Source organism: Paenibacillus sp. NPDC058367 (assembly GCF_042723305.1).
Classification (GTDB): Bacteria; Bacillota; Bacilli; order Paenibacillales; family Paenibacillaceae; genus Paenibacillus_AQ.
Genome location: NZ_JBHXIZ010000001.1, coordinates 2,072,162 through 2,085,874, shown reverse-complemented (window position 1 = coordinate 2,085,874; position 13,713 = coordinate 2,072,162). Strand labels below are relative to the sequence as shown.

14 protein-coding genes are annotated in these 13,713 nt (G+C 44.2%); 7 read left to right on the top strand and 7 right to left on the bottom strand.

Features of this window, described 5'->3' with window-relative positions:
* The first annotated feature begins 21 nt into the window (after positions 1-21).
* The gene (locus ACFWMP_RS09105) at positions 22-831 is read left to right on the top strand and encodes an SDR family NAD(P)-dependent oxidoreductase (RefSeq protein ID WP_042185448.1); all 810 of its coding nucleotides are present in this window, start codon (positions 22-24) and stop codon (positions 829-831) included.
* Between the two features lie 86 nt (positions 832-917).
* Here ACFWMP_RS09105 and ACFWMP_RS09100 read toward each other — a convergent pair whose 3' ends face one another.
* The 3 genes from ACFWMP_RS09100 to ACFWMP_RS09090 are packed head-to-tail and all read right to left on the bottom strand — an operon-like array spanning position 918 to position 4,103.
* The gene (locus tag ACFWMP_RS09100) at positions 918-3,230 is read right to left on the bottom strand and encodes a hypothetical protein (RefSeq protein WP_379423173.1); all 2,313 of its coding nucleotides are present in this window, start codon (positions 3,228-3,230) and stop codon (positions 918-920) included.
* On the bottom strand, positions 3,220-3,576 hold the full coding sequence (locus ACFWMP_RS09095) for a hypothetical protein (RefSeq protein WP_339245522.1): 357 nt from the start codon (positions 3,574-3,576) through the stop codon (positions 3,220-3,222). The genes ACFWMP_RS09100 and ACFWMP_RS09095 overlap by 11 nt, the downstream gene beginning before the upstream one ends.
* On the bottom strand, positions 3,573-4,103 hold the full coding sequence (locus ACFWMP_RS09090; protein ID WP_379423575.1) for an RNA polymerase sigma factor: 531 nt from the start codon (positions 4,101-4,103) through the stop codon (positions 3,573-3,575). Before ACFWMP_RS09090 ends, ACFWMP_RS09095 begins: the two co-directional genes overlap by 4 nt.
* 280 nt (positions 4,104-4,383) lie before the next feature.
* On the opposite strand from ACFWMP_RS09090, the gene ACFWMP_RS09085 reads away from it, so the two are divergent.
* From ACFWMP_RS09085 to ACFWMP_RS09070, 4 genes are all read left to right on the top strand, one after another.
* Positions 4,384-5,061 carry a YjgB family protein gene (locus ACFWMP_RS09085; protein ID WP_379423171.1) on the top strand — a complete coding sequence of 226 codons (678 nt, stop codon included), beginning with the start codon at positions 4,384-4,386 and terminating at the stop codon, positions 5,059-5,061.
* A gap of 145 nt (positions 5,062-5,206) precedes the next feature.
* The gene (locus ACFWMP_RS09080; protein WP_379423169.1) at positions 5,207-6,358 is read left to right on the top strand and encodes a winged helix-turn-helix domain-containing protein; all 1,152 of its coding nucleotides are present in this window, start codon (positions 5,207-5,209) and stop codon (positions 6,356-6,358) included.
* An 81-nt stretch (positions 6,359-6,439) separates the two neighbouring features.
* Entirely contained in the window at positions 6,440-7,738 is a 1,299-nt protein-coding gene (locus tag ACFWMP_RS09075; RefSeq protein WP_379423167.1) for an MFS transporter, read from the top strand.
* A gap of 401 nt (positions 7,739-8,139) precedes the next feature.
* Positions 8,140-8,706, top strand: coding sequence for a histidine phosphatase family protein (locus ACFWMP_RS09070; protein WP_042185462.1), 567 nt, complete (start codon positions 8,140-8,142; stop codon positions 8,704-8,706).
* Positions 8,707-8,791: 85 nt separating this feature from the next.
* Here ACFWMP_RS09070 and ACFWMP_RS09065 read toward each other — a convergent pair whose 3' ends face one another.
* From ACFWMP_RS09065 to ACFWMP_RS09050, 4 genes are all read right to left on the bottom strand, one after another.
* Positions 8,792-9,574: a TatD family hydrolase gene (locus tag ACFWMP_RS09065; protein WP_379423164.1), complete on the bottom strand. Its 783-nt coding sequence runs from the start codon at positions 9,572-9,574 to the stop codon at positions 8,792-8,794.
* The gene (locus ACFWMP_RS09060) at positions 9,571-10,704 is read right to left on the bottom strand and encodes a copper amine oxidase N-terminal domain-containing protein (protein WP_379423162.1); all 1,134 of its coding nucleotides are present in this window, start codon (positions 10,702-10,704) and stop codon (positions 9,571-9,573) included. Before ACFWMP_RS09060 ends, ACFWMP_RS09065 begins: the two co-directional genes overlap by 4 nt.
* Before the next feature lie 103 nt (positions 10,705-10,807).
* Positions 10,808-11,455 (bottom strand): hypothetical protein, encoded by a 648-nt coding sequence (locus ACFWMP_RS09055; protein WP_042185468.1) that lies wholly within the window; start codon positions 11,453-11,455, stop codon positions 10,808-10,810.
* Positions 11,456-11,592: 137 nt separating this feature from the next.
* Positions 11,593-12,012: a MarR family winged helix-turn-helix transcriptional regulator gene (locus ACFWMP_RS09050; protein ID WP_076284020.1), complete on the bottom strand. Its 420-nt coding sequence runs from the start codon at positions 12,010-12,012 to the stop codon at positions 11,593-11,595.
* A gap of 290 nt (positions 12,013-12,302) precedes the next feature.
* Between ACFWMP_RS09050 and ACFWMP_RS09045 the strand changes: the two genes are divergently transcribed.
* Positions 12,303-12,890, top strand: a complete 588-nt coding sequence (locus ACFWMP_RS09045) for a sigma-70 family RNA polymerase sigma factor (protein WP_076284023.1) — start codon at positions 12,303-12,305, stop codon at positions 12,888-12,890.
* On the top strand, positions 12,877-13,635 hold the full coding sequence (locus ACFWMP_RS09040) for a DUF3600 domain-containing protein (RefSeq protein WP_339245543.1): 759 nt from the start codon (positions 12,877-12,879) through the stop codon (positions 13,633-13,635). Before ACFWMP_RS09045 ends, ACFWMP_RS09040 begins: the two co-directional genes overlap by 14 nt.
* Positions 13,636-13,713 lie beyond the last annotated feature (78 nt).

Below are 13,713 nucleotides of genomic sequence, written 5' to 3'. Positions count from 1 at the left end.
ACATTATAAAGGGGTATGAATATGGGAAGAGTTCAAGGTAAGGTTGCATTAGTAACTGGAGGCGCTTCAGGTATTGGCTTATCAGCCGCTACTTTAATGGCTAGAGAAGGAGCCAAAGTTGTCATCGCTGATTTTAATGTAGAGGCTGCCAAAGAAGCAGCGGCTAAGATTAAAAGTGAAGGTGGAGAGGCGGAAGGTCTTTTCCTGGATGCATCCCAAGCGGATTCGATCAAGGAAGCTGTTGATTTCACAGTCGCTCAGTATGGCACAATTACAGTCTTATTTAACAATGTAGGTCTAACTAATCTGCAAAAAGACCTAGATGTCGTCAACATAGATTTGGAAGAATGGGATCGCTTGATGAATGTGAACACCAAAAGTGTTCTGTTAGGCAGCCGGTTTGCCATTCCACATATGATTAAAGCGGGCGGGGGTTCGATCATTAACACAGCTTCCATGTCAGCATTTGCTGGAGATTCATTGCGCACGGCTTATGGCTCCTCTAAGGCAGCTGTTGTGAACCTAACTCGTTACATCGCCACACAATATGGTAAAGATAAGATTCGTTGCAACGGAGTGGCTCCGGGCCTGATCTTAACACCTGCGGCTGCAAGAAATATGCCGCCAGCTGTGCTGGATATTTTTCAGAAGTTCAACGCTCTGCCTTACCATGGAGAAGCGGATGATATCGGAAACACAGTGTTGTTCCTGGCATCGGATGAATCTAAATTCATTACTGGTCAAACGATTGAAGTAGAGGGTGGTCACTATATGTCCAACCCGAGCATTACGGACTTCCAGAATTACATGATGGAAGCTAAAGGTAAATAAAATCATGCGTAATTAAAAAATCCGGTCCATGCTCGTGTTAATCGAGAGGGACCGGATTTTTGTTTGTATAAGTGAGTTAGGCTAAGTTAGCTTACCTTTTCAACAGCTTGCATAAAGGTCTTCAATGCGGAGGACTTTGCCCCTTCGATCCATTGCTTCAAAACATCTGTCTGACCATTTACATACCATCCGAGTTTTTCCTTCAGCTCTTGGTCAAAGTTGTTAGGCTGTTTTGTTCGTTCAGCTATGAGCTGTTTAATCATTTGTGGCCAACGATACCCATTAAGACCAAAGCTGTGTTCGGGGTAATGCTCAGCCAGTGTCAATACAGAAGAAAGCGACTCACCAGCGTATAATTCTGCCGCCAAATAGCTGCCAATAAAACGATGGCTGTCATCATGCTCTAAGGCGATAGCAAATTGCTCCCGAGCTTCTGTAAGCTTGCCTTGATGCATGAGAGCTACGGCGTTTATAGAGCGTACATAACTGTTTAATTCGATTGGGTTTAACTCGTTGTAGCGGGAATGAAATTCGTTATAAGATTTCCAGTCCTTATGGTCAAAATAATACTGTGTCAACGTGAAGGTATAATTAGAATAAGGATGCAACTGTATGAGCTTTTGGAGTAGCGGAATCGCCTGATCTTCTAATGAGTCATCCTTCGTCAGGGAGGATTTAGCGAGCATCAGCTTCACAAGCATATGCAGGGCATGAGCATCCTGTGGATCATCGGCAACATTCTGTTGGTACATTTCTATGGCTTGATCAGGTTTCTTATTTAGCAATAGTCTATCGGCTGTGGTTAATTCTCGTTCCTTGAGATAGAAGAAGGGCAGATTACCAACGGTGTCTTCGTTCAATCTGTAGCCATTACTACGGGTAAGCAGATGTCCATCCGCATCAAATGCTTCGATATTCCAAGAAAAGCGTGCTTCAGGATTCATGAACACGAGAAAAGATAGAGGATCAATCGATTCAAAGCCCTCTCCGCCACTGCCGTAGGAGAAACCACTATTGTAATAGAGTTCATCTACTGGAATAGAGACTTGATTGTCCGTGATATGGTCCCGAATCTGCGAACTGAAGGAGCTCCCCACCATTGAGACCCCACCGCTTAAACGATAGTAAGCCGCACCTTCAACAGCCTTCCAGTGGAAATCTACAGACTGACCCGTTATAGTCTCCTGATTAATAGGAGACTGAAGCTCAAGCAGAGGTTGTAGAACAATGCTCTCATTCAACCTATCATCCGGTTTAACTTCAATCCAATCGTCATACTGTACAGGCCAAGTCCATCCGTCGATCTGATCATAGCTAAGTCCAAGCTGCAATTGATAGAAGCCCGGAATCACACCGTGGAATTCGAAACGCCCTTCATCGTCGGTAACGATTCGGTACGGTTCAGCAGCTGTGATGCTGTGATTAACTTCGCTTTCAGCACGGAGAAAAATACCTGCGCGCGAGATTGGTGTCCCATTGCTTCGGGTTAGGGTTCCAGATATGACAGCTGTTGAGGTACTTCCCATATCTACAGCTGACTGAATGGCAGATATTAGCGCTTCAAGCTGCATTTCGGCTTCTGAAGTGCCCATCGTTGGTGCTGAACTTGATGATGAGCCCGCTGCTTCGCTGTCTGCGGTGTCTTTATCAGAGTTACTAATGACAAGACTCATTTGTTTATGAATATCCTGCCAGTATTTTTTGTAGCTCTCCAAGCCATTGGTTACTACGGCAAGGGCTTCCTGCGCTTTGCCTTTCGTGAAGAGCAGGCGCCCGGTAAGCCATGCTTTTTGCGCTTCTAAATCTTTCTGATTCTCGTATGGAAATGTAGTTTGTTCAAGAATAGATTCAGCGGCTGTTGTATCCCCACGATTCAGGGCACGTTCTGCTTGAAGCAGCGCCAGTTCTTTTGCCACGCTAGAATTACTGTCTAACTGTTTCGCGGCGGTGTTTAGCGCTTGATCTCCGTCGTCTCTACGACCAAGAGCATCATATTCGTAGGCAAGCAGCTTTACCGCAAATATACGTGTATTATTCGCTGGCCCATCAAGAATGTATTCCTCTAGCAACGCGATTTTATCCTCTGACAGCAAGCCGGAAATACTAGGTTCATCATGATTCCACTGACTCATAGAGGGGCCAATATTTACGTCGTATCTATACGGATCGTAGCCGTGCTCCTTATCGATGATATTTGTTTGAATAAGCTCCATACGTTTACTGCCAGTTGTAGACTCTAGCTTTTTCAGAAGTTCTGTACGGGCCAGGTTAGATTGAACAGCTGGGCTTTCCTCCATTTGTGCCTTTGAGGAGGGCAGAAAGTTAAATAGAAGAATGAGCAGGGAGGCAGGGAGTAGCACGAATGACACTAGATGTTTGACTTTGATCTTAATTCGCATGTCTCTTCACCGCCTGATCATAGATATCCTTCCAGTACGTATTGCCCCCAGCCTCAATAAGTTCACGGTTCGGGTGCTGCTGGACGTTTTGTTGTGGTTGATGTTTAACCTCTGGTTGATGAAGTGTCAATGATACGACTAGAATAATGGCACCAATCGCGCCTATAGGTTTCACAGGGATCTCGATTTCTTTATTCCAGAAAGCCAAGAGACGGGCTCCAAAGGTTGGAGGGTGGGTCATCTTGAGGACGCGTTCATGTCCTTCGAAGTGTATGGGTTGTAGTTCTTCATCTAGCTGTTGCTTGATAGCTTCGCGTTTCGTATTCTCCGTGTTCCCCGTATTCATAAGAAATGTCCCTCCTTCTCCAACATCTTTTTTAAGAGTGTCCGTCCTCTAACTAACCGGGATTTAATCGTATTCTCCGGTGTATTCAATTGCTCGGAAATTTCACGGATGCTCATCTCATGAAAGTAATATAACGTCAGACATTCGCGGTATACATAATCGAGATTCCTAATGAACTCGGCGAGTCTAAAATTATGCCATTCCACCATAAAAAGCTCTTCTGCCCCGGCAGTGAAGCCCGAATCATCGCTGGCTTGTAGCTCTGACCCACCCGAGGGGAAAATATTACGCCAGCTCCAAGTCCGTTGCTTCATGCGGCAGCGGTTGACTACGATGCGAATGAGCCAAGCCTTTAACCGTTCCGGATCCTGCAACTGATTCATCTTGGCATAGGCTTGAATAAAAGTATCTTGTACCGCCTCTTCGGCACTCTGTCGATCCTTGAGCAGTAAGCAAGCGGTTCGGAGCAGCATATCGCCGTAATCGTCCATCAATAGGCGGAGAGCTGACTCATCCTTTGCTTTGATTCTCTCTATAATATTCAGATGAAGCTCCCCTCCCTTTACTAATAAGATGCGGCTTGGAGGATTAAGGTTGCGTTTGTGTGGAATATTTTTACTAAGGGGGAGTATCTCCCGAGATGATGTCCCGTAATTTATTGATGTTCAGCAGATTTGGGTAAATGATCGTTAGACCAAGCCAAGCCCTCCTTGGCTGATGAAACTTTTTCATTTCAGTATCGTCTATATTTTCAGTTCCATTTTTTTGCAAGCTGGTTTTGAGCTAACCTACTAAGGAGATGACATCATGTCGGTACAGATTAAATTTTTAGCAGCTTCTATTTTGCTCACAGGAATGATTGGATTAGCTGGATGCAGCTCGAACAATGAGCAAGCTAATTCTGCTTCCCCAACTACGGCGCCAACTGAAACGGTAACAGCAACCGCAGAACCAGATGTTAGCCCATCAACCACTCCTTCGGAAACCGCACCAGCAGCGACCGCTTCCTCTATGGAGACTAATAAAGATACAGCCAATGCGAATCCGCAGAATAGCGACAAACAACTTCAAGAATTACTTGAGCTTGCTAAAAAGGGGAAGGTGCCCGGTGTTGAATATGCTGCTCATACCGGTCTAATTGATGAGGTAGAAGCCGATTGGGGTAAACCTGATCAACAAGAGTCAGCGGGAAAAGGTATTTATGCTACCTATACTGATGAACATGTCGTATTCGGATTCAATAAAGGGAGCCTAATCTTCGATGTTCGTTCCAGTGATGCTGCGCTGCAAGAGCTAACACTGAAACAGATCGAGTCCACACTGGGCAAGCCGGATGATACCAAAGTAAATGGCGAGGATAAGATCTACACTTATCAAGCTAATGATCAATTCCAGTTGAAATTCATTATTCCAAACTCGACGGGTAAGGTAGGTCACATCTCTGTTTTTAGTGAACAGGATTCCATTAATAATATGGCTGGATAAGACCAGCAATGGGTGCAAGGAGCAATCATGCAGAGAAATCTGCGGGTTGCTCTTTTTGTATGTTTATTTTTAATCTGGAGTACGCCTTGGATGGGCTGATATAATGTAACCAATGAGCGGATTCGGGGGAAAGAGAGGTTCTATCATGCAGCTGGAATTAATCGAAAGTGAATATAAAGTGACCGGAGATGGGATAACGATCGAATTATTCCCAAAAGAGTTTACGCTTTTTCAGTTCTTGTACAAAAATAGAGGGCGTACGTTTAGTCGAGAACAACTGCTGGATAAGGTATGGCCCCTAGAATACCCAGTAGAGCGAACGGTAGATGATCATATTTATCGCCTTCGTAAAAAGCTTAACAAGCTACAAGGCTTGGATATTAAGACTGTTCGTGGATTTGGCTATAGTCTGACGATGCGGGAACCCTCAGTAACTATGACCAATCCGACTACATATGACGCAAAGATGCAAGAGACGATGCGGGAGGTATTCGTAAAATATCATCAATACGGCCAAGGACGATCCATGTTAACTTTAGCGCGACAACAGGATGTTTTGGGTTATGAAATGGATCCGTTCTATTCGATCTATATTCATTTTGTGCAGGGAGATTTGGAATGGCTTCTGAACACAGAGGAAGTTGAGATAGAAGAGCGTTTCTATTCTTTGATGATCTGTTATATATTTTTGGGTGATCCGAAGAAGAAATTAGAGTTCTGTGAGCTAGTCCTTGAGAAAAAGATTCTTTTGCCGCCCCAGCATCGTGAAATGGAGATCCTTAATATTCTGGATTTGTACACATTTGCCGGGCAACCGGAAAAAGCAATAGAACGATTAAAGCTAACGCATGAGGTGATTAAAGAGCCTGGGTATGAGAACTTCATTCCTGTAACGGCCATTTCCGAAATGCTCGTACACTTGTGGATGGGGACAAAAGATCAGGAATTGGAGCGGATGGCAAAAGACATTGAAGTGCTTTTGCAGGAGAAACCTTTTTTGCGTGAGATCGGCAGTTATAAAGTTGCAAGAGGCTTGTGGTGTCTACGGCGCAAGTCTTGGCGTGAAGCAGAGCAGTTATTGGATGAGGCGCTTCAGGTGCTAGAGATGTCAGGATTCGTGCCGATGCGGATATATGCGTTATACCGAATTGTTCACTATTGTAACGAGTTTTCTCCCCAGTCAGCTTTGCATCAGAAATATGCAGATTTATTTGAACGAGAGAAGGAAGAGCGGGGATTCCATCGTTTGGAGCAATCCTTGGAAAACGTGCTTATGAATATCGTGACAGCTCTCTGATAATTCTCTGACAATTCTCCGTTACATTAAGATCATGCTTCATATGTTCTTGTTCTTAATCGTATCTTGGAGGAATGTCCGATGAATGCTTCATCACAAGCAGGAACGAGTCTGCTAAAAAACAAAGTGTATATGCGTGTGTACAGCGCATATGCGACAGCCACTTTTGGGGATTGGTTCGATGCACTGGCGATTCAGGTACTCGTAGGGTACCGCTGGCAGGCTAGTCCGTTAATGCTGGCTTTGATTCCAGTCTCCATCGCTTTACCTGGGATTCTGCTCGGCTCCGTGGCGGGGGTAGCGGCTGACCGACTAAATAAGCTAAAGCTAATGCGGATGTGTGATCTACTAACGGCATTGTTAACAGTACTAGTTCTTTTCGCTCCCAGTATGGTGTGGCTACTTCCGTTACTGATGTTGCGTGCTGCTATCTCGACGTTAAATGTGCCTGCCCAGCAGTCGATGACCCGCAGTATGGTTAGAGAGGATCAACTGCTTCAAGCCACTTCACTTAATGGAATCGTAAATCAGGGTTCCAAAATCGCTGGGCCATTGCTGGGTGGTTTTGCATTGTCTGTGCTGACGCCGCAGTGGTGTATTTTGATCAATGCTTGTCTAAGAGGCTGTTCTTACTTGCTCCTACTTACTGTTAAAAATAGTGAAGCAGGACAAGTCAGCTCAGAGAGCAAGGGGGATCCAGAGGAGCATGTTTCTCTCCGCACGATGTGGAAGGAAGGCTGGAGCTTTATGCTGCGCAGCAGACTGCTGCTAAACAGCATGCTGTTTGGTTTAGTTGGTGCGTTAGCTATTCAGATGATCGATTTTCAGTTTACAAGTCTATTCAGAATTATCGCACCTGCTGAGGAATCTATGCTGGGCTGGCTTGTCGCGGCAACTGGCGTGGGTGCAATATTGATGATCATGGTCATGAACAAAATGAACCGGGGAACAGGCTACGGCTGGAAGCTAGGTACGGGTTATGCACTTATTGGTGTATCGGTCGGAGGGCTAGGCCTGCTTCAGCCAGGTGTTACTAGCCTTCCTGTACTGCTGCTAGGATTCGTACTGGGTCTCGGAAACGGAATGTTTATGATTACCTTCAATTATTGTTTACAAAAAGAAACTCCTCCGCACATGACAGGGCGTGTGTTCGGTATTCAAAGTACCATTCTTAGCGGAGTTATGATTGGCGCTCCACTCCTCGGTGGAATGCTGGTTCAGGCTGCTGGGCCTAGTCGAATCTTTTTAAACTTTGGTATCGTAATCGCTTTGATAGGTGTGCTGGGGATAGTATTTGGCCGCGTGCTGTGGCCTGTTCAGAAAGAGAAAAGTGATAGCTCAACGGAGCAACCGGGTAAGGTTAAAGTGGTGGAAACTTGAGGCTGCAGATTTATTCAGAAATAAGCTTGCGAAGGTTGGAGTGAAGGTCAGGCAAACTTGCCAGACTAGAAGGCTTGAGTAGCATAGACTACCTAGCAGGCTTACCTAGCATTTAGTTGCAGAATCTGCAATTAAATGCTGTTCCATCGTTCAAGCCGAACTTTAGTTGTATTTAGTGCAGCTATAAATTGATTTTTTCTCTTTTGGGGTAGAATTGATGGTTTTTAGTTGCAGAAACTACACTTATTTGCTCAGCAGACCTCTTTTTACGCTTAATAGTTGTATAGAGTGCAATTAAGAGATTTCCTAGCTCGCTAGGATCGATTCTTGCCCGTAAGGGCTTTTTTTATGAAGGAGTTTGGATAGAACACGAGAAATGTAAAGGTAGAGGAGGGGGAAGAATGGCAACTTTTATTTATATGGTAAGGCATGGTGAGTCACCCAAGCTGCCCGGAGGAACTGAGAGAACACGTGGATTAACAGCGAAGGGGGAGGCGGATGCCCGTAAGTTAACGGAAAAATTACGTCTCGAAGGAATTCAAGTCTTTTATTCAAGTCCATATCTTCGGGCTATACATACGGTTTCTGGCTTGGCGCAGGAGTTAGGGGCAGAGATTCAAAGTGTTGAAGATCTTCGGGAAATCCATTTTTCGGATGGAAATATGATCATGCCTGACCAGGAGCTATATCCATTACTGGAAACAATGTTTGCTGATCCAAATTTTGTTCCGGTTGGTGGAGAGTCCATTTATGCGTGTCAGAAGCGATCAGTTAGCGTACTGCAAGATATACTGAAACAACACAGTGGGCAAAAGATTGCGATTGGCACTCACGGTGCAGTCATGACGCTTATGATGAATTATTTTGACGCTAAATATGATCTGGATTTTCTACTACAAACCACAAAGCCGGATATTTATAAAATGGAGTTTGCAGGAGGAACGTTAATGGGTGTGGAGAGGTTGTGAACTCCCAAATTGGGATAAAGCTGTGATTATTCATAAGGATGGCCTAGCTTAGATAATGTTCGCTAGGAACCATCCTTTTGTTTATTTACAAGCTATAAAATCGCTTAGTATTCGCAGTTAGTATCTCTTCTGCTTGGCTGGAAGTGTAGCCTTGTAGCGCTCCCCAAGCGGCAGCAACATCTCGAATCATAGATGGATGCGTGACTCTACCCGCAAAAGGTCCTTCAAATGGCCAAGGACCATCGGTCTCCGCCATGACAAGCTCTGGGGGATAGCGGCGGGCAAGCTCTTGGATCTCCGTCTCATAAAGGATGTCAGGGGTGAAAGAGATATAGTATCCATTCTTAATCATACGGGCAATGGCTTCATCGGGTCCCTTGAACCAGTGGAAGTGGGCATGCTTTATATCATGCTTTTCTAGTAGATCACAGGCAATCAGCGAATCCTCATAGACAGCGTGCAGGACCACTGGTTTATCTATACGGGCGGCAAGCTCAAGCAACTGATCAAGAAGCTGAATGTAAGGCTCCATATCAAAAGCTTCGCCGCGCTCCAGCGCTTCAGCACGCGAATAATAAGGCAGTCCAATTTCACCTACAGCGATGAAATCCTCCCGGGCTTGACGCTCAATCCATTCCAGCAAAGAGGATAACTCAGCTTTCTGCGGTATGGGTTGCTCTGGATGAAAACCATAAGCTGGACGTACCACTCCGGGATAGGTAGCGGCAAGCTTTTGAGTGCGAACGCAAGAGTCTAAATTCATGGAGACAGCAATCAGGGCTTCGATCCCCAAGTTAGGAATCTCACTCAACATTTGTTCTGAAACCTCAGGCTCATATTGCTCTAAATGTACATGGGCATCAATCATAGCTGCTTACCCACCACATAAGAGGCATACTCCTCATGCGGCTCAAAACGAATGGATTCAGGTTCCATTCCATCATTCCCTGATTTGTAGGAAAAGGTTAATGTGCCAATACTCTCTAAAAATCCAATATAAACATTGGTTTCAGCTTTCAGCTTGCCTTCTTCTACCATGTAGTAAGTCACAGCACCAATCCCGGCTTTTTCGCCAAGATTGCCATCCCCGCCACGATCCGGATATCGCATAGTAACCATAGATGGAGTTGAACCTTTTACCTGAATTTGAATTAAGGCATCGCCTTTTTCATTGGAGATTTTTGAGGTAACAAATGCTGAGACAGCTTTATCTGCGGAAGGTACATTCATTTCTTTCCACTGGTCAGGCTTAATGACGTGAAGCTCCTGCATAGACATGCCCGTACCTGTTCCTAGCCACAGTATGACAACAACTTCTTCCTGCCCATCCTGATCTATGTCGGCATAATGAATCTCAGGAGTGTAACCTAACAATCTTGGTGCTTCCCAATTAAACGTATGCTGGTTACCGTTCACCTCTACAACAAATCCTTCGTAGGTACCGCCATTTTTGAGGGCAGTATACAGCTTAACTTGGTCATTTTCTGTAGCAATCGCGAGAGGTTCGCTGGGTGTTCTTACGGTAGTACTAACATCCCCTGATGTAATGGAAACTTCATTTTGCGAGGCATTCAGCTGCGCAGTGGCACCAGAGAGAGAGTTTAGAGAGTCTGCCGGAATATATATAATACCATTTCGTAGAATTGCAGGTCCCCCCAGCTCATTTTGATAACCGTCACCTTGCATATACTCATTACCTGGCTTCAAAACATATTTACTGCTTCCATCAGAGATGGTTAAGGTTTTCGTAGCATTATCCCATTGTTGTTCAGATGAGTAGTACTCCATGAGTACTTTTGCAGGTACATAGACCTTATCACCTGAGAAAAAAGGTGGGAGAGAAGGAAGAACGGTTTCTCCATCAACGATTAGCTTCAGTGGTGCTTCAGTAGTTTGTGTTTGGTTAATTGCCATTGTTGTATCCATATCTATAGATGCCGATGCTCCGCATCCGGCTAAAAAGAGCGTGATAGCTCCGATTACGATGATTTTATTCATAATTACCTCCGAGGATTAAGTCCAATCCTCTTAAGTATAGATTAAATCAGCGCGTAGTAGGTCACTTTCTGTAAACAAAGCAGAGACAAGGTTGTTACGTTTGCTATTTATTTAAAAATACGGTCCGAGTAACTTGTGATTTAGGGTCTACCGTTAGACTTTTGCTATAGCGGATCTCCCCAATAGAACAACCCGGTCCGATGACAATATCTTCACCGCAGACGAGATCTGCTGTCGTTCGATATAACATGATGCTAGTCCCTTCAATCGTTTTGCAGGTGAGCTTCCGGAAGTAGGGGATTAGCGCATTCATTAGCTTCAAAGATGGCTTAACAGTAATGGTACCGCTAGATTTTATGACATCGATTGTGCTTCTGTTTCCTAAACGTAGCTCAATGGATGATTCAGCAGTTAACCTATGGATCTTCACAGCACCTTCGGCATAGAAGGTTTCGAGTGCAGCATCTTGTGCTGCAGAAAAGTATCCAGACGATTGCAGTCTGTCTGCCTGGATGTGTTGAACACGGAGACCTCCCAGATTGATAACCTGTTTGGCTCTACAATGACCTCCAATCGAACAATCGCCAGATACTTTTAACTTAGCGGTAGTAACATTCTTCTGTGCACTTAAATGGCCGACAACATCGATGGTATCCGCACGAACATCTTCTTTGAGGGTCAGTGAACCTCTTACTTTCAGCGGTGGACCGATCATTTCCTGGCGTTCAAAAAGATCATTAGCATTGGACATTTACAGGGGCCGCCTTTCAAAATATATTTTAATGATTAAAATATATAATTATTATAATATATAGTCAATATAGTATTTTGGGCATAAAAAAACTGCCGTCAGTTTCCTGACAGGCAGCATATTTAACCCAAAAGCTTTTAGTTCATCATTTTATCCATTAGCACATTTATTTGTTCTAAAGTTCCTGAAATTTTATCCAAATCCGAGGTAGGAAAGGCTTCAAAGATATGGAGAATCCGCTGATGCCCTTGTTCTGTAAGGACAATGTTGACGACTCTGCGATCCTCCTTCGTCCGCACACGTTCGATAAGACCGGCATCTTCCAACTTATCGCACATCGAGGAAGCGGCTCCTGGTGTAATAATGAATCGTTCGGAGATGTCAGTAATGTTCAAGCTACCTATCAGTCTGAGCTGGAACAGCAGTAGGATCTGATTGTGAGTCAGGGTCTCCTGCTTGGTGATCATATCAATGAAGAACTGGGATTTCTGCTGCACATTTGCCATTGATTCCATAACCTTATGGATAGCATATTGTTTATCTTGCTCTGTGCTCATAGCCACGCTCCAATTTACTTTAGTTCCTAAAATATATAGAAGCTATAATAAGCTTGTCAAGTTAAGGGGTTCTCTCTTTCTTACAGGCGAATTTATTTAGCTAAGTAAATTTTGCGGGAAAGGAGAGTTTGAGTGATGCCAGAGCGCGTGGTGCTTGGTCCATAACGGCGGTCAAACCACTTGAACCTGATGCAGCTCAAAAGGCTGGGTTAAATTCGTTAAAATAAATCGAACGATATCTCTTTGATTTACCAATATATAGTGTAAGACCGAAGGAGGGATTGAGAGGGATGAAACATCCAAATGAATATTCTCAGCTTATTGCGCTTACGCTAGCCGGCAGTCGTGAAGCGTATGGTGAGCTATATGAAGCAACGATCCGGGATGTGTATCAGACCGTTCATTTCCTCGTTCGCGAAACCTCCGATGTGGATGATATCGTTCAGGAGATTTACATTCAGGTGCACCGTTCTCTTGAACAATTTGACGTAAACCGCCCCTTTAAGCCTTGGCTGATGGGAGTGGTCATGCGGCAAATTCATGCCTATCGAAGAAAGAGATGGACGCATCTCCGAATGGTAAAAAAAGTAGAACAAACAGATCTAATGCTGGAGCATGATTTCACGAGTGATGTTGTGGACAGGTTATCTAACCGCCGCCTGCTAGCAAGTGTAGATCGTCTTCCATTTAAGCTGAAGCAGGTGATTATTCTGCATTATTTAAACGAATATTCACAGGAAGAAAGTGCTGCGATACTGGGTATTCCGCTCGGAACCGTGAAATCCCGTATTCACGCTGCACTGCAGAAGCTTCGTCAGAAGCCAGACAATCATACTCTTTTTAAGGGAAAGGTGGAGGACCTGCATGAATTTCAATGAAGAGTTACGGACAGTTCTGCAGGAAGAGGCGAGAAATATAAGTGCCCCACCGGAACTGAAGGAGCAAATATTAAATAGGGCCGTAGCCAAACAAGGGGGAAGACGTATGAAGAAATGGCTCGTGGCAAGTATTATGGCGGCTGCACTATTAATTCCTACTGGAGCTTATGCCGGATATCATTATTTGGCAGACAATATGTATGGATCCCCAGCAACTGCTGCTACGATAGGAGTAACCCAGCAACAATATGACAGGCTTGAGGCCAAACTGCAAAACGCGAAGCAAAGCTTTGACGAAGAGGAATTCACAAAGCTGATGTCCTTACTAGAGGATTTGGGAGCTTATAATCTGCAAATGGCCGATGCTGAAGGCGTCTTTCACCTAGAACAGTTAGGTGCGAAGGACCAGAAGGCATATAAAGAGTTACAGGCTAAGCTTGAACCATATTTCAAACAAATAAATGAAGCGAAAACATCAAAGAAATCAGTGCAATCCGTAGATCGTGATGCTTTCTGGAATGGATTGCTTGAAAAAGCTGAACAAAGGCTTACTAAAAAAGAGTTTGAGGAGATCGAACGATTAATCATAGACTTACAAAGCTATGATGCTAAGGTATTTGATGCAGATGGCAGTGTTCATATGGATCGGCTTTCGAAAGAAGAGATACAAAACCAAGAGAAGTTAATTGAAACGATAGACCCTTATATTAAAAAGCTGGATATGATAATTAAACCTAGCTCTTAGTTGAATTTAAATACATGTATTGAATAACTATTGATAGCAATATCATAAGAAAAACCATCAGAAAAGGTCTATTACACC

What these genes read in the sequence shown, in the direction of transcription:
- ACFWMP_RS09105 (WP_042185448.1), top strand. Translation starts at nt 22, where the DNA reads ATGGGAAGAGTTCAAGGTAAGGTTGCATTAGTAACTGGAGGCGCTTCA.
- ACFWMP_RS09100 (WP_379423173.1), bottom strand. Translation starts at nt 3,230, where the DNA reads ATGCGAATTAAGATCAAAGTCAAACATCTAGTGTCATTCGTGCTACTC.
- ACFWMP_RS09095 (WP_339245522.1), bottom strand. Translation starts at nt 3,576, where the DNA reads ATGAATACGGGGAACACGGAGAATACGAAACGCGAAGCTATCAAGCAA.
- ACFWMP_RS09085 (WP_379423171.1), top strand. Translation starts at nt 4,384, where the DNA reads ATGTCGGTACAGATTAAATTTTTAGCAGCTTCTATTTTGCTCACAGGA.
- ACFWMP_RS09080 (WP_379423169.1), top strand. Translation starts at nt 5,207, where the DNA reads ATGCAGCTGGAATTAATCGAAAGTGAATATAAAGTGACCGGAGATGGG.
- ACFWMP_RS09075 (WP_379423167.1), top strand. Translation starts at nt 6,440, where the DNA reads ATGAATGCTTCATCACAAGCAGGAACGAGTCTGCTAAAAAACAAAGTG.
- ACFWMP_RS09070 (WP_042185462.1), top strand. Translation starts at nt 8,140, where the DNA reads ATGGCAACTTTTATTTATATGGTAAGGCATGGTGAGTCACCCAAGCTG.
- ACFWMP_RS09065 (WP_379423164.1), bottom strand. Translation starts at nt 9,574, where the DNA reads ATGATTGATGCCCATGTACATTTAGAGCAATATGAGCCTGAGGTTTCA.
- ACFWMP_RS09060 (WP_379423162.1), bottom strand. Translation starts at nt 10,704, where the DNA reads ATGAATAAAATCATCGTAATCGGAGCTATCACGCTCTTTTTAGCCGGA.
- ACFWMP_RS09055 (WP_042185468.1), bottom strand. Translation starts at nt 11,455, where the DNA reads ATGTCCAATGCTAATGATCTTTTTGAACGCCAGGAAATGATCGGTCCA.
- ACFWMP_RS09050 (WP_076284020.1), bottom strand. Translation starts at nt 12,012, where the DNA reads ATGAGCACAGAGCAAGATAAACAATATGCTATCCATAAGGTTATGGAA.
- ACFWMP_RS09045 (WP_076284023.1), top strand. Translation starts at nt 12,303, where the DNA reads ATGAAACATCCAAATGAATATTCTCAGCTTATTGCGCTTACGCTAGCC.
- ACFWMP_RS09040 (WP_339245543.1), top strand. Translation starts at nt 12,877, where the DNA reads ATGAATTTCAATGAAGAGTTACGGACAGTTCTGCAGGAAGAGGCGAGA.